Source organism: Streptomyces sp. NRRL S-920 (genome assembly GCF_000717945.1).
GTDB lineage: Bacteria > Actinomycetota > Actinomycetes > Streptomycetales > Streptomycetaceae > Streptomyces > Streptomyces alboniger.
This window is the reverse complement of sequence record NZ_JODF01000011.1, coordinates 96,890-114,416: the sequence shown is the minus strand read 5'-3', so window position 1 is coordinate 114,416 and position 17,527 is coordinate 96,890. Positions and strand designations below refer to the sequence as shown.

Below are 17,527 nucleotides of genomic sequence, written 5' to 3'. Positions count from 1 at the left end.
TCCCGCTATGGCGATAGAGCAGCTGCACCAGGCACTTGAGGCGCTTGGCGAGGACCTGGCCGCAGACCGCTGGAGCCCGCACCCCACGGAGGCCGAACTCGCCTCGCACGTCGCCTCCGGCCTGCAATCCGTCGCGGGTGCCTTCCGGGACAAGGACGCTGGCGAGCGCGCCGCCACGCAGGCCGTCACCGAGGTCATCCGCGCGGCCCTGCGCACCGTGGGCCCGGACGTCGCCACGCCCGCTGTGACCGACGCCCGATGGGCGGCCGTCGTCGTGCGCTGCGCGGCGGCTCTGGAACCGGCCCACGTCGCCGACAGCGAGGCTGGTCGGCTCCTGGCGGCCCGTCTGCTCAACGTGTGCATCAGCGCCGCCGCCGCGCGGCAGGAAGAGCCGCGCCTCCGTCCTTGAGGGGGCACGAGTAGCGGTGTCCTGGGAAAGGGGCCCCGGGCTCACCCCGGGGCCGTGGCACTGGTCAGACTGCCAAGTCGTATCCCTCGGGCCAGGGTTCCTCGGCCCATAGATCGTCGTAGTGGTACAGCCCCGTGAGGTAGTCGCGGACTCGCGGCTCCCAGTTGATGCCATGGATCGCGGCGAGGACGTATGCGGCGACGGCGGGGCAGACGACGTCTCCGGCCTGCTGGAACTGGCTGGAGCGGGAGCCTTGCCACGGGTAGGTGGCGCGGAAGGAGACGAGGGTCCCGGCCTCGGCGGGGGTCAGGCGCAGCCCGTCGCGTTCACGGACCCAGGTGCGGGTCTTGCCGGTGAGGCACCAGGACGGCTTGTCGGCGGAGAAGCAGTTGCCGCCCTTGGCGCGGCCGGTGGCCGGGTTGACGGGGCGCTGCCCGCGGGTATTGATCCGCTCGCCCTTCTCCCAGCCGAGAGCTTCGGCCATCGCCGTGACCGGCAGAGTCTCGACCGGCGGGGCGAGGTCGACCCACTTGTGCCGCGTGGCGATCATGAAGGTTCGCTTGCGGCGGGAGGCGACGCCGAGGTCCGCGGCCTCCAGAACGGCCCAGGAGGTGCGGAACCAGTCGGCGCATCCGAACTCGATCGAGAGGTCGTCCAAGACGCGCTCCGGCAGGTTGCTGGACTGCTCCATGGCCATCCACTCGATCGGTGCGCCTGCTGCCTGGAGGCCCAGCGGCCAGATGGCGACTTCGGCCATCAGTCCGATGCGCGGGTCGGTGAGACCGTCGAGCATGGCGCGGACCTCGTCCCAGGTGGCGCCGGAGCGGGGGGCGTAGCCCTCGTGGTAGCCGAGATTGGCGCACAGCGGGCAGTCGCCTTCGAGATCGGGGAACAGCTCGTCGCAGCAGACCTCGTCGAGCCGGATGAACCCGGCGGCTTCGCCGACGTACGCGATTGTCTCGCACAGGATGTCCAGGTTGGCTTTCAGGAGACCGGCGCGCTTGCCCGCCGTGGAGAAGCTGGGGCACGGGGGGCTGATGATGACGCCGTGCGTGCAGCGCAGAGCCGGATGCTCGGGGTCGAGCTTGGTGATGTCGGCGCAGATGCGGGCGTGGCCGGCGGCGCGGCCGGTTGAGCAGGCGTCCTTGTCGATGTCGACGCCGACGACGTCGAAGCGGGTGATACCCATGACCGTCTTCAGTCCCTCGCCCCAGCCGCCGGGACCGGCGCACAGCTCGACGACGCGCTCGGGCTCCCCTTCCTCCCATGGGAGGAGCCAGCGGCCGGGCCATGGCGCGGCTATCTCGTCGAGCTGGGCCATGACGTGCGGGGGTATGGGGGCGCCGGTGGACTTGTAGGAGAGGGCGGTGGTGACGACGCTCTGTTCGGCTGCTGACAGCTCGGGCATGTGTGGGCTCATTCGCTTCGGGTCTGGTTGGCGGTTGCTCTCCACCAACACTGAAATAGTACAGCACATGTCACCGTGGTTGTGTCTATGCAGCTCAAAGCGCTGCGTGTGACGCTAACTGGGGTACCGGGCCCCGTGATGAGCGAGGTGCCTTGCAGGGCCGCGGCCGACAGCCCCACGGCGCAGCACTCAGGCGGGGCGCTCCCTACAGGGCCGGTACCTCGTGCGGAGTCAGATCGTCACGGACGCGGAGGTAGCGCACAGGGTGCCGGTGCCTGCCCTGATCCACTGCCGAGTCAGTGCGAACCTCCACGACCAACTCGGGCCGGACGGGGAGGAAACGCAGATACTCCCGCGAGCCCCACCCCGCGCTGATCCGTACGTCCGCCCACGGATGCTCGGGCCCACCCGGCACCAGGAGCGCCCCGAGTTCTCGACGTGCGGCGGCGGTCAGCGGCGTGGTGCGGGCGACGTACCGAAACCGCCCGGCCGAGTCGTAGCGGCCCAGGAGAAGAGAGTGCGGCGCGGATACGGGGCCGGTGACTCCGGCGACCACCGCTTCGGCCGACTGGAACGAGCGCACCTTCCACCAACCGCGCTGCCCCGGCCGGTACAGACCGGACGCAGGCTTGATCACCACGCCCTCCACGCCCACACGGCCATAGGCCGGGTCGAGCCATTCCGCCGCGACCTCACGGTCCCGCGTGCAGGCCACCAGCGTCCACGGGGGGCGCAGCACCCCAGTTGCGAACGCCGCCTCCAACCGGGTCCAGCGTTCGCCGTACGGGCGGGAGAGCCAGGCTTCGCCGTCGGCCTCCAAGAGATCGAACGCCACGAAGTGAGCCGGGGCCTCGCGCGCCGCCTCAGCCGCACCGCGCCCCGTACGGCGGGCCCGCTGCTGGAGCGCCGCGAAGTCCAGGCGGCCACCAGCGAACACCACCAGTTCGCCATCTACGACCAGGTCGTCGCGCACGCCGCGGGCGGCAGCGACCAGCTCGGGGAAGGCCGGTGCGAGGTTCGCGCCGCCGCGGCTTTGAAGGTGGAGGGCGCCGGAGCGGATGAACGCGAGCGCCCGGTACCCGTCGATCTTCTGCTGCCACAAGGCGTCCGGCATCTGGCCCGCGGGCGGCAGCACGTCTCGCGCCCGCGCCAGCATCGGTGTGATCGGCGGAGTCAACACCCTCCCACCCTCGCGCAAGGACGCGGACGGTGCTCGGCGGAGGGGCCGGACGGCCGACGCGATGCCGTCCCGGCTCATCCCGTTGGGAGTCGGACGAACCGCCCCCAGCTCGGCGTCATCTGGCGCAGAATCCCTGCATGCACCCGTGGATCAGCGGCATCCTGCTCCCCGCCGCAACGGCCCTCTTCATCGGTCTCGTCATCACCCCACGACTGGAGGCCCGCAATAAGCGCGTAGGACTCGTGCACGAAGCACGCGACGAATTCAGCCGCCGCGTGCTCACCATCTTGTCGGCCTCCGCCCGCCTCCGGGCCACGCCCATTCCGGAAACCCTCACCGAGCAGCGCCCCGCCCTCGCGGAGAAGATGACTGCCGATCGGGATCGGTGGGTGGACCAACTCGACGAGGCCACCCGCTACATGATCGACAACATGGAGACCTTCGGGCTGAGCTACCCAACGGAGCGGGGTCGTGATCTCATCGGCCGTTTCGTCACCCACTCCCGCGCCATCGTGCTGTCCGAGCGAACCATCGAAGTGAAGGCGGACCGGCTGGCCTCTCTCGCGGGCCCCGTTCAGCACATCTTCTTCACCCGCCGTTGGCGACTCATCACCATCGTGCGGAGTTTCGACGAGTTCGACCAGGCCCTCGTTGCTCTCGACGAAGACCTAGCCGAGCAAGTCCCCACGTCCCTCTAGCCACCCGGTGGTCCCCACCCCGCAGCCTGACTCATACCGGCCCCGCTACGAGACGAGATTGCTCAGGTGCCGTGCTGTTCGCCTCCGAGGCGCGCGGCAAGGTGGACCAGGTGGTCGATGCCGACGCCGTGCAGCTCGGCGACCACGGGCGTGGTGTCGCGGACGCGGGCGACGGGGTCGGTGGGCGGGGCGATGTACCCGAACGGGCCGGTCGCGGCACCGAAGCTGAGTCCGCCGTCGTCGAGCTGGTCGACGTCGGTGTACTGCACTAGGTGCGTGGCCAGTCGGCGTCCCAGCCGGGTGGTGATGGAGCGCATCGGGAACCTGGGCGTGGCGGCTGGGGCCTCGGGCAGGAACATCGGCAGCACGCGTTCCACGGACGCGACGGGGCCGGTGACGGTCAGGTCGCACGCAGGGTTCGCGCCGACGAGCGTCACCGCGTACCGCATTCCAGCATTCCCCCACGCCACGACGTTGCTGTTCGGCTGGTCACCGGCGCGGTACAGCGTCGCCGGGCCCTGGGCGCGCACCGCGCTGCCGACGAGGTCCAGGTGCCGCAGCCGGGCGTTCTCGGCCTCCGTGGGCCGGTCGGAGTACGCGAGGGCGGCGGCGTCGTCCAGGCGCGGCAGGACAAGCCGCAGGATCTCGCGGACCACAGGCTCCGACGCCATCCGGTCGAGGGTCAGGTCAGGCTCGTACGGCTCGCGGTCGTCGAGCTGCCACGCGATGTCGGTGCGCCAGGGGTGCACGGCGAGGATGAGGGTGCCGGGCCGCCCGGCCTGTGTGAGGCGCGCGGCGGGGCGGGTCGTCCACCACGCCGCGTACGGGGCGACCTTCCAGGCGTTGCCGTCGCGGTGCGGCAGGCGCTTGGCAACGCTGTGGGCGAGTGCCGGCGAGACGGTCGTGGGGGCGGTGGCAGTGGCCATCAGGTGGTTCCTTCGGGTCTTCCGGCGTTGCTCTCGCCGGGGAGTGGACCGGCAGGGGACGGCTTGCGTCGCCCCCTGCCGGACAGAGACGTCGGCCCCGGTTGTTCTCCGGGGCCGCGCGCCCCGGTCCGGTGACCGGGGCGCGGGCGGGGCGATCAGCCCTTGGTGGTGTGGAGGCTGAGGACGAGGTCAGCGACGCGTTCGGCGAGGGCGGCGAGTCCGTCGGCGGCGCACCCGTCCATGTACGTGCGGCTCCCGCCGCGTGCGTCGTCACCGAGGTACAGGTCCCCGTCGGCGTCGACTGCGAGGGTGTAACCCTGCTCGTCGCCCTCCTCCTCGATGTATGCGCCGACGCCCCAGGGCAGGGCCTCGGCTTCCCAGCCGGGGCCGAGGATCTGAACGGCGGCGCGGGCGATGTCGGAGACGCTGAACGGGTACTCGGTGCCCGGCGTGGGGCGGTAGCGGCCGTGCTCGTCGTACGGCAGCGTCACGTCGTGCGCCCGCTCGAACGCCAGGATCGCGCTCATGGTGATCGTGACGGCGACCTGGTGCTCGGCGTAGCGGTCCTTGCGCGGTACGGCCTGGGCTGTCGCGACGGCTCGGGTGGCGCGGTCGAGGTGCTGGGCGGCCATCTCCCAGAGGGGGACGGTGGTGCGCTCCGCCGCGTACTCGTGCATCGCCTTGAGGCGGTCGGTCAACTCGTCGGCTTGGGACTGGCTGCGGAGAGTGGCGTACGCGCCGTACGCGGCGCGGGCGGCGGGGGCAAGCGGGGAAATGGTGCTGCTCATCAGGTGGGGTCTTTCGGGTCTGGGCCGGTTGTTCTCCGGCCGTAGGGGCGGGGCGCACCGCGTGGTGCGCCCCGTCAGGGGTGGTCAGTTCGTGGTGTCGCGCGGGATGGCGGGGCAGTCGTAGCCGAAGCAGTCGCAGACCATGACGTCGCCCCAGGTCTGCGTCTTGCCGCACGCGCAGATCGCCGCCTCGCGGACGGTGAAGCGGATGGTGGAGCCGCCGCACGCGATGCACTTCAGGTGCCGCTCGGCGACGTGCGCCCGGTTGCAGGGGCGGGAGTTGTCGACGCGGACGGCGCCTTCGAGCCGCTTCCACTTCGCGAGGATGTTGAGCACCGCGCGGAACCAGCGCTCGGGGTCGGCGTCGGCCGCTGCTGTGTCGGCGTGGAGGCGGGTGAGTTCGGCGCGGAGCGCGGTCTCCTCGGCAGTGTGCTGCTCGCTCACCGGGAGAAGCCGGGGCAGGGTCGGCAGCGGGACGGTGGTGAGGGGCGCGGTGATGTATTCGACCACCGTCTCCGGGAAGCGGCAGACGGGGTGTGCGGTGATCAGGTCCAGTGCGGCGGCCAGGGAGCGCCACATCTGAATGAAGGGCTCGTTGGTGGTGCCGTCGTAGGCATCGCAGGCGGTGGCGGCGGCGTCGAAGTGCATGGCGATCGGCTGGAGTGCGCGGATCGTGTCCGGGCCTGCGAAGCGGTCGCGGGCGACGTTGGCGGCGGTACGGGCGCGGGTGGCGGCGGCGATCTGGACCGGGTGGGCGATGGTGGTCACTGGGGTTTCCGTTCGGGTCTGGGCCGGTTGCTCTCCGGCAGGGGTGGGCGCACCGAAGTGGTGCGCCCCGAGGGGTGGTTCAGGAGCGGCAGGCGGCCGATGACGGCGCGGTGCAGTCGGGCGGGCAGGTGGAGCGGGGAACGTTGTTCAGGAGGGCGCGGACGGCGTTGGTGCCCTTGGCCTTGCAGGTTTCTCGGGCGTCGTTGCCGTGGACGACTTCGGCGTGCAGAACCTTGCCGCTGGTCCGGCCGATGGTGATGACGCCGAAAGCGCCGTGCGGGCCGTCGGCGTTGAGGTAGAGGCGGCGGGCGTTGCCGCGCGGCGGGCCCCAGGTGGGGCGCAGCTCTTTCGCTTCGGCGAGTCGGATGATGCCGATCGTGTACGCGGTGAGTCCGGTGACGTCGATGCTGGTCTCGGCGGCGCCGGGGAGGGGTTCGGGGGCGGGGGCGACGGTGGTGTTCATGCTCGTGGGCTCCAAGTCGGGGGCGGGGCCGGGGCGCGGTGGAGTACCGCGCCCCGGAGTGGGGCTACTGGGGGTTGCGGACTCGGCCGTCGCGGTAGACGAACAGCAGGGGCGCGCCCTCGTCGGTCCGTACGGCGGCGGTGTGGGCCGGGTAGCGGGATGTGTCCATGGCCTCGTGGGACCGCTTCACGATCTCCTCGCGGGGCAGATCGTCGGGCAGGTCGGTGATGGTGGCCTGGCGGACGTTAGACCAGTTCGCGTAGAGGTCGATGCGCATGGTGGTGCTCCTGTTCGGGGTGGGGCCGGGGCGCGGAGTGTGCGCCCCGGTGGGGGTGTGTGTCCGTCAGGCGGCGGCGAGGGCGGCGCGGATGGCCTTGTACTCGGCCTTGCGCGGCTTGTAGTTCGCGACGATCTGGGCGACCTGCTCGGCGGTGTAGCGGTAGACGGTCACGACGCGGCGGGCGTGGCCCCGGAGTGTGCGGCGGATGCGGGCGGCGCGGCCCCGGATGCCCGCCTTGCGGGCCTGAGTGCGAAGCGCGTCGGCGGCTCCGGCCACGACGTCGAGCGGGGCGCCGGTGGCGATGATGTGGGTGGCCAGTGAGCGGGGGCCGGAACGGACGCGGCGGGCGGCGGTGATGACGGCGCGGCGGACGCGTCCCTGTTCGCGGTTGGCGCGGGCGCGGTTGCGGATGAGGGCGGCGGCGCGGCGGGAGTTGGCGGAAGCCATGGGGGGCACCTTTCGGTTCGGGTCTGTGTCGGCGGTTGCTCTCCGCCAACAAGGAAAATAGTACAGCACGCGTCGCTCAGGGGTCAATTCGAGATGCTGCACCGACGATTGTGCCGTGACTCCACTTGGAAGAATGGGTGGTGCATGTTGGCTGTGCCGTAGCGCTCGCGCCTCGATATGACGCGCGCTGTACTAGATGACGGCCTTAGAACAGGGCGTCGGCCTGAGGTGGTTCCGCCGGTACCCGACGGCGGGGGACGGCCTGCCGGGCGGGCATCTCGTCACCGAATAGCGCGGCCGTGCCGTACTGGTCCGGGACAGCTGGCACCCGGGCCCCCGCCAGCACGGCGCGCTCGTCGATGAGGGCGCGCGAAGCCCGCCGGTCGAAGTCGGCGCGCTCCATCTGCCCCCAGTTCCTCACTGGCCCTTCTCCGTCCGCTCCCGGGCGTTCAGGTCGATGACGGTCAGGCGCCCGTCCTCGTCGGTGATCTTCAGCTCCGGCGGCCATGCATCAGCGCCCTTGCACTCGCTAGGGACGATGCGGTTGCCGCACGCGCGGTTGCCCACGGAGCGGCAGTTCCAGCCGCTCCCGCCCTCACCGATCCGCCCGTCACGGTTGTCGCTCCCGCGCGGGCTGGTCCCGTCGGCGTAGACGGTGACGCTCTTCGTGCTGCTCGCTGCCTGCCCGGCCCCGCTCTCGCCGGAAAGGGCGGCGGCGAGCCCGAGGGCGGCGGTGGCCAGTCCGGCGGCCAAGAACGTCCCGAGCCGAGTGGGCCGGGCGTGGGTGCGCAGCTTGCGCATGGCGAAGTCCCTTTCAGAACGGGTCTGTTGCCCGGTTGCTCTCCGGGCCGGTGACGCGGTCCGAACGGTACACACACTCGAACGAAAAGTACAGCTCACGGTGCAACGATGGTACGAGACTCGTTCCGTAGTGCGGTTGGCCTGCTCTTTTTATTCCTGGGTTGCGCTCTGGCGACGTACGCATTACCTTTTGGGTGTCGGCGGGACACCGCCACACAGCCCGGAGAGCAACCGGGCGCAGACCCAAACCGAAAGGGACACCCATGTCCGTCACCCTGGCCAAGGCCCCGCGCTCCTTCACCGTCCTCATGCAGGACGGCACCGTGCACGCCGTACTCGTCACCCCCGCCACCCAGGAAGACCGCGATCTCCTCTACTTCGACGCCTACTGGGGTGACTGCCTCGACTTGTACGAGGTGACCGCCGTCGACCGCTTCGGCGCACACCACGAGGCCATCGCTATCTACGACCGCAAAACCGCGATCGAGGACCACATGGACCGCATGGGCATCGAGTACGACGCCGCCCACTCCGTGTACCAGGACCTTCGCGCCTGGGCCCTCGCCATGAGCGCTGCCGACAGGGTCCGCTGGATCAGCCACCCGCTCACGACCCGCGCCCCGCTCACGCACTTCGTGCTCGCCGAGGTCATGCGCGAACACCGCGAGCCCACCCCCGCCTGACCGGCCCGCACCGCACGCCCTCCACCGGGGGGCGGTGCGCACCGCCCCAACTCGCCACACCCGCAAGGAGCACCGCCATGCCCACACAGCCATCCCCCATCAGCGCCCGCTTCGACGTGCACCACCACCCCGACGGTGAAGGCGACGGCTGGAGGGAGTTCATGCGCCTCATCGGTGGCCGCCTCTACTACTTCGAACACGGCTACACCGCACAGGGCTACCAGACCTTCCGCGCCTACGTCCGCACCCCCCGCACTGACATCCCCATCGAGCCGGGCCCCGTCGTGAACTGGCGACTCGTGCACGAGCTGCACACCGACTAACGGCGCCGCTCACCCGCACCCCGTCACGCCAACCACGACAAGCACAACGGTCTGAAACACCGACGCCCTACGCGTGCGCGCGCGTAGAGGGCTCTCAAAACTCGCGAAATCCCGCGCGTTCACCCCCCGAAAGGTCTCCGTACACATGCATGCCTCCACGACCACGGCCCCGCTGTCCCCGGCGCAGGTCACCATGACGCTCGACCAGTGGGACCGGCCCGTCGTCGTACCGCCCGACGATGTCGCGGCCCGGTTGTCCACCTCCAGTGCAGACATGAAGAACTACGGCTACGGCCAGTTCGAGTCGCGCCGCTTCGGCGCCGAGACGTACGAGACGCGCCGCACCATCTTCGATGCGGTTCTTGCCGCCCACCCCGACGCGCTGGGCCTTGGCCAGTACGAGCGGTACGGCACCGGCTACTTCTGCGGCTGGACCGTCGGGGCATCCGGCTGGGACATGGACGCGCGGACCTGGAAGAACTACGCGGCGACCAAACACCTGCACGTGTACGACCTCCACCTGAACCACGACGGCAGCAGCCACTTCGGTTTGTGACCACCCCCGGGCGCCCGCTCCCCGGCGGGCGCCCCGCCCTCCTTGCACTCCTCCTGAAAGGGCCCCTCCGCCATGCCCATCTCCCTGGACAAGACCGTCCGCCCGTTCACCGTCGTCCACCAGCGCGGACAGGTCTTCCACGTCATCCCTGCCCGCCCCATCTTCGAGCCGGACTTTGCGTCGGGCCCGTACGACGAGGTGTGGCAGGACATGTTCGCTCGCCGCCTGAAGTCCACGACGGTCCAGGCCGTTGACCGGTGGTCCGCCATAGAGGCGGCAGCCGAGGAAATCGGCCCCTACATGACCGAGCACGAATGGCTGCTGAGCCGGATCGACCACTACGCGCGCCACAACAAGTCGGTGAACCCGCACCTCCCCGAACGCGGACTCGTCATCGACGTTGTGTTGGAGTCCTCGTTCACGCCCGTGGTCGACCCGACCGGCCCCGCGATCGTGTGGGAGGACGCGGCGGCCGAGGAGCGGCGCGCGTGGCTCGACGAGCAGCCGACAGGGGTTCTCCTGCGTTGGTACCGGCACATTCGGCAGATCGCCCGCTGAACCGCCGAAGAGCGGCCCGGCTCCCTGCTGGGGGTCGGCGCCGACCGTATTTCCCCGTTCCTCGCACGCGACTAGCGCCCGCTCATGGGGTCTGTGGCCTGCGTGCGGGGTCCCCTACCGACCGGCCTGGTCACGCCCCAGGCCCGCCCACGTTGAGGTCCCTCGTGAGTACACCTGCCAGCACTCTCGCCCACCGCTCCGTGTTCGCCGTCCCAGAGGCGGAAACACTGCTCGACACCGTCCGATGGGTGTCCGGGGCGTGGCTGAAGAAGAAGTTCCCCCGCACCACGGTGCAACTCGGCACCGGCCACCACGCGCTCGACGAGTCGTCCCAACTCCTGTCGCAGGCCGCCTATGACGACGGAGGCACCGAGTACGCCACCCGCCTCCAACTCCGCGAGGACAAGGCCGAGGCGACGTGGCGCACCACCGTGACGGCCGCCCGCTGCACCACCGCCCGCAGCGGCACGGTGAGCGTCGACCTGGAATGCTTCCCGAACACCGCTCAGACACTCCGCACCAGCAAACCCGCCATCGTCCGCGAACTCGTGGCGGAGCTGGAGCCGCGTGACGGCATGTCGAGGCTCAGCGTCAACGCGCTGCGCGTCACCCGCGACCGTGTGCACTCCTTGGTCGACGTGCTGTGTGACCCAGAGCGGCAGATGCCCACCCTCGTTGCAGCGCGGCCCATCCAGCACGATCCGCTGTGGTCGAAGCGCGTGGCCGGCACGATGCGGGACGTCGCCGGGGACGCGTCCACCTACCTGCTGTGGGACCTGGACGCGGTCGACGCGTTCCGAGAGACGATCGGCCACGAACACCGAGTCGGCCCCGGCTGCGTCCGTACCTTCCTCCCGCTCGTCGATCCGGCGTGGCCAGCGGACGCGGCCCGGCACCGGCTCCTGGGGTCCACGCGATGGACTGATGCGAGTGACCAGGCGTGGCACGGCATCGCCCGCCGCGTCCACGCCCTTGCCCTGGAGCGTCCATTGCCCCGGCAGCTCTCGACTCTCGCATTCCCCGACCGCATTGCCGAGCAGCATCGGCAGGAGCGCCGCGAGACCCTGGACAAGGCCCGTCTCCTCACCGCGGTCCCCGCGCGGGGGGCGGGGGAGCGCGACGAGGAGCTGCGCGCCGAGGTGACCTTGCTGAACGGCTTGTTGGAGCAGGCCGACAGGGAGCTGTCGGAACTCGGCCGGACCGTGCACTTGGCCGAGCGGACGAACATGTCGATGCAGGAGCAGATCCAGGCCGTCATCACCGACCGGGACGGTGAGGTCGAGGACCACCTGACGACGCTGGACGCGTTGCAGCAGGCGCGGGCCGAGGCCGACCGGCTCCGCCTGCTGCTGCTGCGCCAAGGACGCTCGCAGGACGTCGTGGAGGCGGCCGAGAACCTGCCAGGCATCCCCTCGTCGTTCGAGGCGTTGTGGGAGCGCTTGGGCGAGCTGGAGCACTTGGAAGTGACTGCGGACCGGCGGACGGCTCTAGGGCTCGACGAGCACGCCATGTCGCGTACGTGGGCGGCAAAGTGCTGGACGGCGCTTGTGTCGCTCGACTCGTATGCCGGTGCGGCGAAGGCCGGTTTCAACGGCAACTTCTTTCAGTTCTGCAAGACCCCGCCCGCGGGCGCGAAGCCGTACCCGGTCAAGCAGGTCGCGATGACGGAGAGCGCGTCGACGATGCGCCAGTACGGGCACGAGCGGCTGTTCCCGGTGCCTGGAGGGGGGCGAGTGGAGATGCAGGCTCACCTGAAGCTCGCCGGGCGCGGCCGGATCGCCCCGCGGATGTACTTCCTGGACGACGTGAAGGGGACGCGGGACGCGAGTGCTGGCCGTCTGATCGTCGGGTACATCGGCCCGCACCTGACCAACATGATGACCAACTAGACGCGCGCCCTCGCTTCGTCACAGTGCTCGGTACGCGGCAGGTGGCGAGGCTGTTGTCGCAGGGCGCACTATGCCCACCGTGACGCGTGCTGTACTATTTCTGGTGTTGGCGGAGAGCAACCGCCACAGACCCGAACCGAAAGGGGACCATCATGTCCTTGACCCTGACCCTGCCCACCGTGGAAGACCTCACGGCCATGTGCGGGCCGCTGCGCACCGTCATCGCCGACTCCGGGCCCGTCGACACCCAGCCCGAGCACCACGAGGTGTACTCCTTCGAGATCCTGGGCGGCAAGACGCTGCGGGAATCCGTCATCAACGGCCAGGCCGGACCCCTCCTCATCATCCGGCTCGTCGAGTACACCGACCCGGTCTCCCACGCCACGCGGTACGGCGTGGAGAAGTGGAGCGTCACCGGATACCGCACTGTCGACCACACCGTGCGGCTGGTCTCCGACACCGAGTACGAGCGGCAGGTCCGCACCGAGTTCGACGCGCCCACGCTCGCCCTGGGCCGGTCGATGAGCAGCCTGGCGACGTTCTTCGACGCCACTGACGTCCTCTGACCAACCGCCCGCACAGGGGCGCAGGTCGAGCAGCGTCCTGCGCCCCGCCCGCCCCGTACCGAAGGACGGCACCATGACCACCACCCGCACAGCCCCGGCCACCCCGACTCCCGCTCACCGCCGCGCCCTGCTCGGTGCACTCGCCCACCCCAAGGGACGCGTACAGGAGACGAACACCCGCGTCCTGGACGCCCTCTACCTCGCCCGCTGGGTGACCGAGGTGACCAACACCGGCCGCGCCGCCGCAGGCGCACACTGGGCCGGATACGACGGGCCGACGTTCCTGGTCATCAACAGCCGCGGGCGCCACGCCCTGCTCACGGAGGCAGGCCGGACCGCGCTCCGCGGCGCCGGAGAGGACGGGTGCCTGCCCGGGGGCACCCCGTGGCCGACAGCGAAGACCCTGCACCGCGACGGCCTGGTCGAGTACCGCGACAGGAACGGCACCGTGCACCCCAACGACGGCGACGACGGCGTACGCGGCCCGCTGCACTTTCCGTACGTGACGGAACTGGGCCGCCGACTGATCACGGGATTCCCGCAGGCGCAGCGCGCCGCCTGACAGCACCGTGGGACGCGCCACCCTCACGCGGCGCGGCCCCGCCCTGAACGGAGAGCACCACCATGAAGACCACCGACGCGAACGCCATCCTCAGCCACCTTTGCGAGTGGGCCAGCCAGCGGGAGGGGAACGCCGACCGGACACGCGAGGCCGGCACCGCGGACGCGTGCACCTGTGTCATCAACTGCGCAGAGGGCCCCGGCGGATGCAGCCTTTCCGGCCGTCGCCACGTCCACCCCCGCACCCGCACCGGCCAGTACGGGCCGTGCCCGGAACACTCCGACGCCCCCGGCGACCTGTAGCCAGCCCTGCACGCCACCCCGCGCCCGGCCCGTTTCCCGGCGGAGAGCAACCGCCGACAGACCCGAATCGAGAGACCCGCATGTTCAACACCACCGTGATCGAGGCGCTTGCCGCGGCCGACGTCCCCGCCTTCTACGACGAGGACCAGAGCCTTCTCATCGCGCACGCCGCGGACGTACCGCAGGACCGAGCCCCCCTTGGTGAACACGTCGTCATCCAGCCCCGCGACAGGGACGGCGGCGGCTACTTCGCCGTGGCCTGGGAGCCCGACGGCCTTGCCGACTACCTGGAGATTGCCGACGTGTACGAGACCTCCGGCACCGACGTGGACCTGTGTGCCCGAGCCGTCGCCGAGTGGTTCACCACCCCGCGGCCGTCTGCCGGGGGCGTACTGCTCGTCGCGCTCGCCGAGTGGGGCATCACCGCGCACACCGACGGCATCGGCATGAGCTACGCCATCCCCGTCGACCCGTCCACACCCGAGGCGGACATCCGCAACCGGCCGCACCTGTCAGTCGGCGACCGCAACCCGTCGGTCGAACACGTCCCGGCCGCACACACGGGCTGGACGCTGTTCCTCCACGACGAGAACGGGGAGCCGGTCGGCGACCCGCTGTACATCAGCGGCGATGGCGGCCCGGTGGACTGCGACAGGGACTCGGCGGCCGTCGCCGAGGCCATCGCCGACTTCCTGACCTCCCCGGCCCACTGATCCACCCTCGGGGCGCGGTCACACACCTCGCCCCGGCCCTCCCACGGGCGGCAGAGCAACCCGCCCCCAGACCCGCACCGAAAGGCAGCCCACCATGACTTCGCCCACCTCTCGCAACCTGGCCCTGAACGTCGAGGAAGCCGAGCTTGCCCTGCGCCAGGCGCGGCGCACCGTCAGCAGAATCCAAGGCCGCTTCGACCAGGAAGCCACCCGGCTCAACGGGTATGAGAACGAGGCCCACCTGTATCCCCGGCACGTCAGCGTCAAGAGGACCAGCGCCGCCCGCGAGCGGTTGGCCATCTGGCGGGAGCGGCTTCAAGAAGCCGAAGCGCTCTACGCTGCCCGACAGGTCGTCACCTGTGCCGCACGGCTCACCTGCGCAGCGGCGTCCGGGCGTCTCCCGGTCCCCGCGTACACGGCAATAAGCTCCCGGCAGCTCAGCGACGAGACGTGGGTGACCAGCAAGCCCGTACCCCTGAGCGCCGAGAGGGCAGACGACCTCGTCAAGGCGTGGAAGCGCACCAAGGGAGCTGTGGTGACGCCCGGCCCCCACGGCGCCTTCACCTTCAGGGCCCCAGGGAAGGTCATCGACCTCCGCCCCATCGCCGGGCCCGCGCCGACCCAGGGCGACGTGCTGCGCGCCGCACTGACCACGTACGGGCTGGCCTCCCACCAGGGCGGCGAGGGCGGCACCTCATTCGTCATGGTCCCGCTCAACGGCAGCTCCAGAGACGACGCCTGGACAAGCCTGCGCCTGCTCATCGCGTCCGGTGAGCGCGCAGACCGGCCCGTTGCGGAGCACGACGAGCCGTGGTCGGCCCACCTGTACGACGCGGACGGCGAGTACGTCGACGAGGTGTACGTCGCAGAGCCCTCCGAGGGGATCGCAGAGGAGGCAGCCGACTGCGCCGCCTTCATCGCCGGGTGGCTGCACGTGTACTCCTCCCTGGACGTGCCGAACTGATTCGCCCGCCGGGGCGCAGCTCGTGACTGCGCCCCGGCCTGTTACGGCGGGAGAGCAACCCGCCCCCAGACCCGCACCGAAAGGCCCGCTCGTGGTTGCCACGGCACAGACCGCCCTGTTCGCCCTGCCCGAACCCCCGACCGCCGCGCCGACCGCGCGATCCGGCAAGCGCCGTACCGTCTTGTCGTACGGGCTCGGGGCGGATTCGACAGCGATCCTGCTGAAGTTCCTTGCCGATCCGGTCGCCTACGGCCTGGAGCCGGACCTGTCCGACCTGGTTGTCGTGCATGCCGTCACGGGCGACGAATGGAGCGATTCCCTGTCGTTCGTCGACCGCCTGGTGCTGCCTCTCCTCGCCGACCGCAAGGTGCGCACGGTCCAAGTCGCGCGCGGCGGGCGGCGGGACTCCGACGGCGTACTCATCCTCGACGACACCCGCACTCCGTGGCACATCTGGGCAGCGGGCCCGTGGCGGCTATCAGACGAGCTGCGGGCGGCCGGGACGGTGCCCCAGATGGCGAACGGACGTAGGACATGCTCCATCCGTTCGAAAGGCTGGGTGCTTGACGCTTGGGCAGCCTTCGAGTTCGGCACGACAGCCTTCCGGCGGGTCATCGGCTACCACGCCGGGGAGCGGCCTCGCGCTGAGAAGGACACCGGCATCCAGGCCCAGATCAACGCCGACGCGGGGCGCATCGTGTGCGAGCCGTACTACCCGCTGATCGAGACGGACGCGATGGACCGGGCCGCGGTCGAGGCGTACGTCTACGCCCAGCTCGGCGAGCGCATCCGCAAGTCGTACTGCTCACAGTGCCCCTTCAGTGCGTCCTGTGCATCCCGCGACCGGCACGAAGAGCGGCTGCGGAAGTACCCGGAGACCGGCGCCGCCGTGCTGATGATGGAGTACGCCTCGCAGGCCCTCAACGAGAAGGTCGCCCTGTACGGGGAGCGGTCGTTGTACCAGCAGCTCGCCGAGGACGAGCGCAACGACGAAGTCCTGACCCGATTCGAGCGGGAGCTGGACGAGGTGCCGTTCGCGCTGTACGAGGTCAGACGCCTCTACCTGCCGGGCCGCACGAAGGACTGCCGCACCTGGCACGGCAAGCGGTGCACCGAGCCGCGGTGGTGGTGCCGCACCAAGCGCTCCACGACATGCCGGCGCGAGCACCAGGCCGCGTACGAGCTGGCGTCAGGCGAGCGGGTCGACACCGCCCCGTGGTGTGACGGCGAGGAAGAGGCGTGCCGGGGCGAGCAGGTCAAGGGGCCCGCGTGGAGGTCGGTACGCACGGTGTGGGAGGGCTCCCGGAGCGAGGCGGACCTGACGCTGATGCAGTGGGGTCGTGAGGCGGGGGCGCGGCTGCGGTCGGGCCAGAAGTCGATGATCAAGCGGGCGCACTACCTGGACGCGGGAGAGGGCTACCCGTCGGCGGCCGCGTACCTGGTGGCCGCTCCGGCAGGGATCGAGGACAAGCAGCGGACGGCGAAGAAGCCGGGCGCCGGGTTCGAAGCGAAGTGGACGGCCGTCACCGGTCTGGTGGGGACGAAGTGGGCGCCAATCCGTCCGCTCGTCGTCCCGAAGCGGGAGCGGACCGCGGGGCCCGTCCCGGTGCGCTACCTGCGGCCACAGCAGCACCCGTCGCAGGTGAAGCTGACTGCCTGAGATGGTGGCCAGATGGACACCACCGTGACGTCTGCTGTACTATTTGGCTTGTTGGCGGAGAGCAACCGCCGACACAGACCCGAACCGAAAGGCCCAGCGCCATGACCGCGCCGTTCCTGTCCACTTTCCTGCCTGACACCCCCCGTAACCGCGACCATCTCCCCGCTGTCTGGCTGCGGGCGCGGGAACTCGGTTACACCACCCGCTCCACCCCGGTCGCCGAGCCCGACGGCTGCACCCGCACCCGGTGCGCCGGAGTGCACGAGGGCTATCCCGGCAGCGAGCACCGGTGGGCGCTGCACTGCCTGCTGTGCGCCGTCGACATCGAGGTCTTCTACAGCCACATGCGTGAGCGCAAGGGCAAGAAGCCTGCCCCGCCCCGCCGTCACAAGGGCTGCCAGTTCTCCGGGCCGCACCGCGCCAAGAAGCGCGCCGCTCGCTACGTCGAACTCGGCCTGGCCATCCCCGACTGGGACACCGACGCCCGCGCCGCACTGGCGGCCTGACCGACCCGCCGCCGGGGCGCGACGCTGCCCGCCGCGCCCCGGCACCCTCCTCCTCCCCAACACCACGCCACCAGGGA

The 17,527-nt window shown here is 70.5% G+C and carries 24 protein-coding genes; 14 read left to right on the top strand and 10 right to left on the bottom strand.

Going from position 1 to position 17,527, the window contains the following annotated elements:
- Positions 1-7 precede the first annotated feature (7 nt).
- Positions 8-409: a hypothetical protein gene (locus IG54_RS0111055; RefSeq protein ID WP_030780742.1), complete on the top strand. Its 402-nt coding sequence runs from the start codon at positions 8-10 to the stop codon at positions 407-409.
- A gap of 64 nt (positions 410-473) precedes the next feature.
- Here the strand turns inward: IG54_RS0111055 and IG54_RS0111050 are convergent, their stop codons facing one another.
- Positions 474-1,817 (bottom strand): DNA cytosine methyltransferase, encoded by a 1,344-nt coding sequence (locus tag IG54_RS0111050; protein ID WP_030780740.1) that lies wholly within the window; start codon positions 1,815-1,817, stop codon positions 474-476.
- Between the two features lie 205 nt (positions 1,818-2,022).
- Positions 2,023-2,997, bottom strand: a complete 975-nt coding sequence (locus IG54_RS0111045; protein ID WP_234336100.1) for an RNA ligase family protein — start codon at positions 2,995-2,997, stop codon at positions 2,023-2,025.
- Between the two features lie 137 nt (positions 2,998-3,134).
- Between IG54_RS0111045 and IG54_RS0111040 the strand changes: the two genes are divergently transcribed.
- Entirely contained in the window at positions 3,135-3,695 is a 561-nt protein-coding gene (locus IG54_RS0111040; RefSeq protein ID WP_051819428.1) for a hypothetical protein, read from the top strand.
- Between the two features lie 62 nt (positions 3,696-3,757).
- On the opposite strand, the gene IG54_RS0111035 is transcribed toward IG54_RS0111040, so the two are convergent.
- The 8 genes from IG54_RS0111035 to IG54_RS0111000 form a co-directional block, all read right to left on the bottom strand.
- A complete protein-coding gene (locus IG54_RS0111035; RefSeq protein WP_030780735.1) occupies positions 3,758-4,621 on the bottom strand; it encodes a hypothetical protein in 864 nt (287 codons plus the stop codon).
- 155 nt (positions 4,622-4,776) lie between these two features.
- A complete protein-coding gene (locus tag IG54_RS0111030) occupies positions 4,777-5,409 on the bottom strand; it encodes a hypothetical protein (RefSeq protein WP_030780732.1) in 633 nt (210 codons plus the stop codon).
- Positions 5,410-5,493: 84 nt separating this feature from the next.
- Positions 5,494-6,177, bottom strand: a complete 684-nt coding sequence (locus IG54_RS0111025) for a hypothetical protein (protein WP_030780729.1) — start codon at positions 6,175-6,177, stop codon at positions 5,494-5,496.
- Positions 6,178-6,256: 79 nt separating this feature from the next.
- Positions 6,257-6,640: a hypothetical protein gene (locus IG54_RS0111020; RefSeq protein WP_030780726.1), complete on the bottom strand. Its 384-nt coding sequence runs from the start codon at positions 6,638-6,640 to the stop codon at positions 6,257-6,259.
- A 64-nt stretch (positions 6,641-6,704) separates the two neighbouring features.
- The gene (locus tag IG54_RS0111015) at positions 6,705-6,917 is read right to left on the bottom strand and encodes a hypothetical protein (protein WP_030780723.1); all 213 of its coding nucleotides are present in this window, start codon (positions 6,915-6,917) and stop codon (positions 6,705-6,707) included.
- Between the two features lie 66 nt (positions 6,918-6,983).
- The gene (locus tag IG54_RS0111010; protein ID WP_030780721.1) at positions 6,984-7,367 is read right to left on the bottom strand and encodes a hypothetical protein; all 384 of its coding nucleotides are present in this window, start codon (positions 7,365-7,367) and stop codon (positions 6,984-6,986) included.
- Between the two features lie 205 nt (positions 7,368-7,572).
- Positions 7,573-7,770 carry a hypothetical protein gene (locus tag IG54_RS37860; protein ID WP_037896857.1) on the bottom strand — a complete coding sequence of 66 codons (198 nt, stop codon included), beginning with the start codon at positions 7,768-7,770 and terminating at the stop codon, positions 7,573-7,575.
- A 14-nt stretch (positions 7,771-7,784) separates the two neighbouring features.
- Entirely contained in the window at positions 7,785-8,168 is a 384-nt protein-coding gene (locus tag IG54_RS0111000) for a hypothetical protein (RefSeq protein WP_030780718.1), read from the bottom strand.
- 263 nt (positions 8,169-8,431) lie between these two features.
- Between IG54_RS0111000 and IG54_RS0110995 the strand changes: the two genes are divergently transcribed.
- From IG54_RS0110995 to IG54_RS41975, 12 genes are all read left to right on the top strand, one after another.
- The gene (locus IG54_RS0110995) at positions 8,432-8,851 is read left to right on the top strand and encodes a hypothetical protein (RefSeq protein WP_030780714.1); all 420 of its coding nucleotides are present in this window, start codon (positions 8,432-8,434) and stop codon (positions 8,849-8,851) included.
- A 77-nt stretch (positions 8,852-8,928) separates the two neighbouring features.
- Positions 8,929-9,174, top strand: a complete 246-nt coding sequence (locus IG54_RS0110990) for a hypothetical protein (protein WP_030780711.1) — start codon at positions 8,929-8,931, stop codon at positions 9,172-9,174.
- A 145-nt stretch (positions 9,175-9,319) separates the two neighbouring features.
- Positions 9,320-9,730, top strand: coding sequence for a hypothetical protein (locus IG54_RS0110985; protein ID WP_030780708.1), 411 nt, complete (start codon positions 9,320-9,322; stop codon positions 9,728-9,730).
- A 72-nt stretch (positions 9,731-9,802) separates the two neighbouring features.
- Entirely contained in the window at positions 9,803-10,288 is a 486-nt protein-coding gene (locus tag IG54_RS0110980; protein WP_030780706.1) for a hypothetical protein, read from the top strand.
- 164 nt (positions 10,289-10,452) lie between these two features.
- Positions 10,453-12,177: a hypothetical protein gene (locus IG54_RS0110975; protein WP_158708852.1), complete on the top strand. Its 1,725-nt coding sequence runs from the start codon at positions 10,453-10,455 to the stop codon at positions 12,175-12,177.
- A gap of 152 nt (positions 12,178-12,329) precedes the next feature.
- The gene (locus tag IG54_RS0110970; protein ID WP_030780701.1) at positions 12,330-12,743 is read left to right on the top strand and encodes a hypothetical protein; all 414 of its coding nucleotides are present in this window, start codon (positions 12,330-12,332) and stop codon (positions 12,741-12,743) included.
- Positions 12,744-12,816: 73 nt separating this feature from the next.
- Positions 12,817-13,305 carry a hypothetical protein gene (locus tag IG54_RS0110965; RefSeq protein ID WP_051819427.1) on the top strand — a complete coding sequence of 163 codons (489 nt, stop codon included), beginning with the start codon at positions 12,817-12,819 and terminating at the stop codon, positions 13,303-13,305.
- A gap of 62 nt (positions 13,306-13,367) precedes the next feature.
- Positions 13,368-13,607 carry a hypothetical protein gene (locus IG54_RS39210; protein WP_051819426.1) on the top strand — a complete coding sequence of 80 codons (240 nt, stop codon included), beginning with the start codon at positions 13,368-13,370 and terminating at the stop codon, positions 13,605-13,607.
- An 80-nt stretch (positions 13,608-13,687) separates the two neighbouring features.
- Positions 13,688-14,320, top strand: a complete 633-nt coding sequence (locus tag IG54_RS0110955) for a hypothetical protein (protein WP_051819425.1) — start codon at positions 13,688-13,690, stop codon at positions 14,318-14,320.
- A gap of 94 nt (positions 14,321-14,414) precedes the next feature.
- A complete protein-coding gene (locus IG54_RS0110950) occupies positions 14,415-15,284 on the top strand; it encodes a hypothetical protein (protein ID WP_030780694.1) in 870 nt (289 codons plus the stop codon).
- 91 nt (positions 15,285-15,375) lie between these two features.
- Positions 15,376-16,944: a hypothetical protein gene (locus IG54_RS0110945; RefSeq protein WP_051819424.1), complete on the top strand. Its 1,569-nt coding sequence runs from the start codon at positions 15,376-15,378 to the stop codon at positions 16,942-16,944.
- A 101-nt stretch (positions 16,945-17,045) separates the two neighbouring features.
- A complete protein-coding gene (locus IG54_RS41975; protein ID WP_030780687.1) occupies positions 17,046-17,450 on the top strand; it encodes a hypothetical protein in 405 nt (134 codons plus the stop codon).
- The last annotated feature ends 77 nt before the right edge of the window (positions 17,451-17,527 follow it).

Excerpts from the sequence above, each read along its gene's own strand:
- IG54_RS0111055 (WP_030780742.1), top strand. The coding sequence starts at position 8 with ATGGCGATAGAGCAGCTGCACCAGGCACTTGAGGCGCTTGGCGAGGAC.
- IG54_RS0111050 (WP_030780740.1), bottom strand. The coding sequence starts at position 1,817 with ATGCCCGAGCTGTCAGCAGCCGAACAGAGCGTCGTCACCACCGCCCTC.
- IG54_RS0111040 (WP_051819428.1), top strand. The coding sequence starts at position 3,135 with ATGCACCCGTGGATCAGCGGCATCCTGCTCCCCGCCGCAACGGCCCTC.
- IG54_RS0111035 (WP_030780735.1), bottom strand. The coding sequence starts at position 4,621 with ATGGCCACTGCCACCGCCCCCACGACCGTCTCGCCGGCACTCGCCCAC.
- IG54_RS0111030 (WP_030780732.1), bottom strand. The coding sequence starts at position 5,409 with ATGAGCAGCACCATTTCCCCGCTTGCCCCCGCCGCCCGCGCCGCGTAC.
- IG54_RS0111020 (WP_030780726.1), bottom strand. The coding sequence starts at position 6,640 with ATGAACACCACCGTCGCCCCCGCCCCCGAACCCCTCCCCGGCGCCGCC.
- IG54_RS0111015 (WP_030780723.1), bottom strand. The coding sequence starts at position 6,917 with ATGCGCATCGACCTCTACGCGAACTGGTCTAACGTCCGCCAGGCCACC.
- IG54_RS0111010 (WP_030780721.1), bottom strand. The coding sequence starts at position 7,367 with ATGGCTTCCGCCAACTCCCGCCGCGCCGCCGCCCTCATCCGCAACCGC.
- IG54_RS37860 (WP_037896857.1), bottom strand. The coding sequence starts at position 7,770 with ATGGAGCGCGCCGACTTCGACCGGCGGGCTTCGCGCGCCCTCATCGAC.
- IG54_RS0111000 (WP_030780718.1), bottom strand. The coding sequence starts at position 8,168 with ATGCGCAAGCTGCGCACCCACGCCCGGCCCACTCGGCTCGGGACGTTC.
- IG54_RS0110995 (WP_030780714.1), top strand. The coding sequence starts at position 8,432 with ATGTCCGTCACCCTGGCCAAGGCCCCGCGCTCCTTCACCGTCCTCATG.
- IG54_RS0110990 (WP_030780711.1), top strand. The coding sequence starts at position 8,929 with ATGCCCACACAGCCATCCCCCATCAGCGCCCGCTTCGACGTGCACCAC.
- IG54_RS0110985 (WP_030780708.1), top strand. The coding sequence starts at position 9,320 with ATGCATGCCTCCACGACCACGGCCCCGCTGTCCCCGGCGCAGGTCACC.
- IG54_RS0110980 (WP_030780706.1), top strand. The coding sequence starts at position 9,803 with ATGCCCATCTCCCTGGACAAGACCGTCCGCCCGTTCACCGTCGTCCAC.
- IG54_RS0110970 (WP_030780701.1), top strand. The coding sequence starts at position 12,330 with ATGTCCTTGACCCTGACCCTGCCCACCGTGGAAGACCTCACGGCCATG.
- IG54_RS0110965 (WP_051819427.1), top strand. The coding sequence starts at position 12,817 with ATGACCACCACCCGCACAGCCCCGGCCACCCCGACTCCCGCTCACCGC.
- IG54_RS39210 (WP_051819426.1), top strand. The coding sequence starts at position 13,368 with ATGAAGACCACCGACGCGAACGCCATCCTCAGCCACCTTTGCGAGTGG.
- IG54_RS0110955 (WP_051819425.1), top strand. The coding sequence starts at position 13,688 with ATGTTCAACACCACCGTGATCGAGGCGCTTGCCGCGGCCGACGTCCCC.
- IG54_RS0110950 (WP_030780694.1), top strand. The coding sequence starts at position 14,415 with ATGACTTCGCCCACCTCTCGCAACCTGGCCCTGAACGTCGAGGAAGCC.
- IG54_RS41975 (WP_030780687.1), top strand. The coding sequence starts at position 17,046 with ATGACCGCGCCGTTCCTGTCCACTTTCCTGCCTGACACCCCCCGTAAC.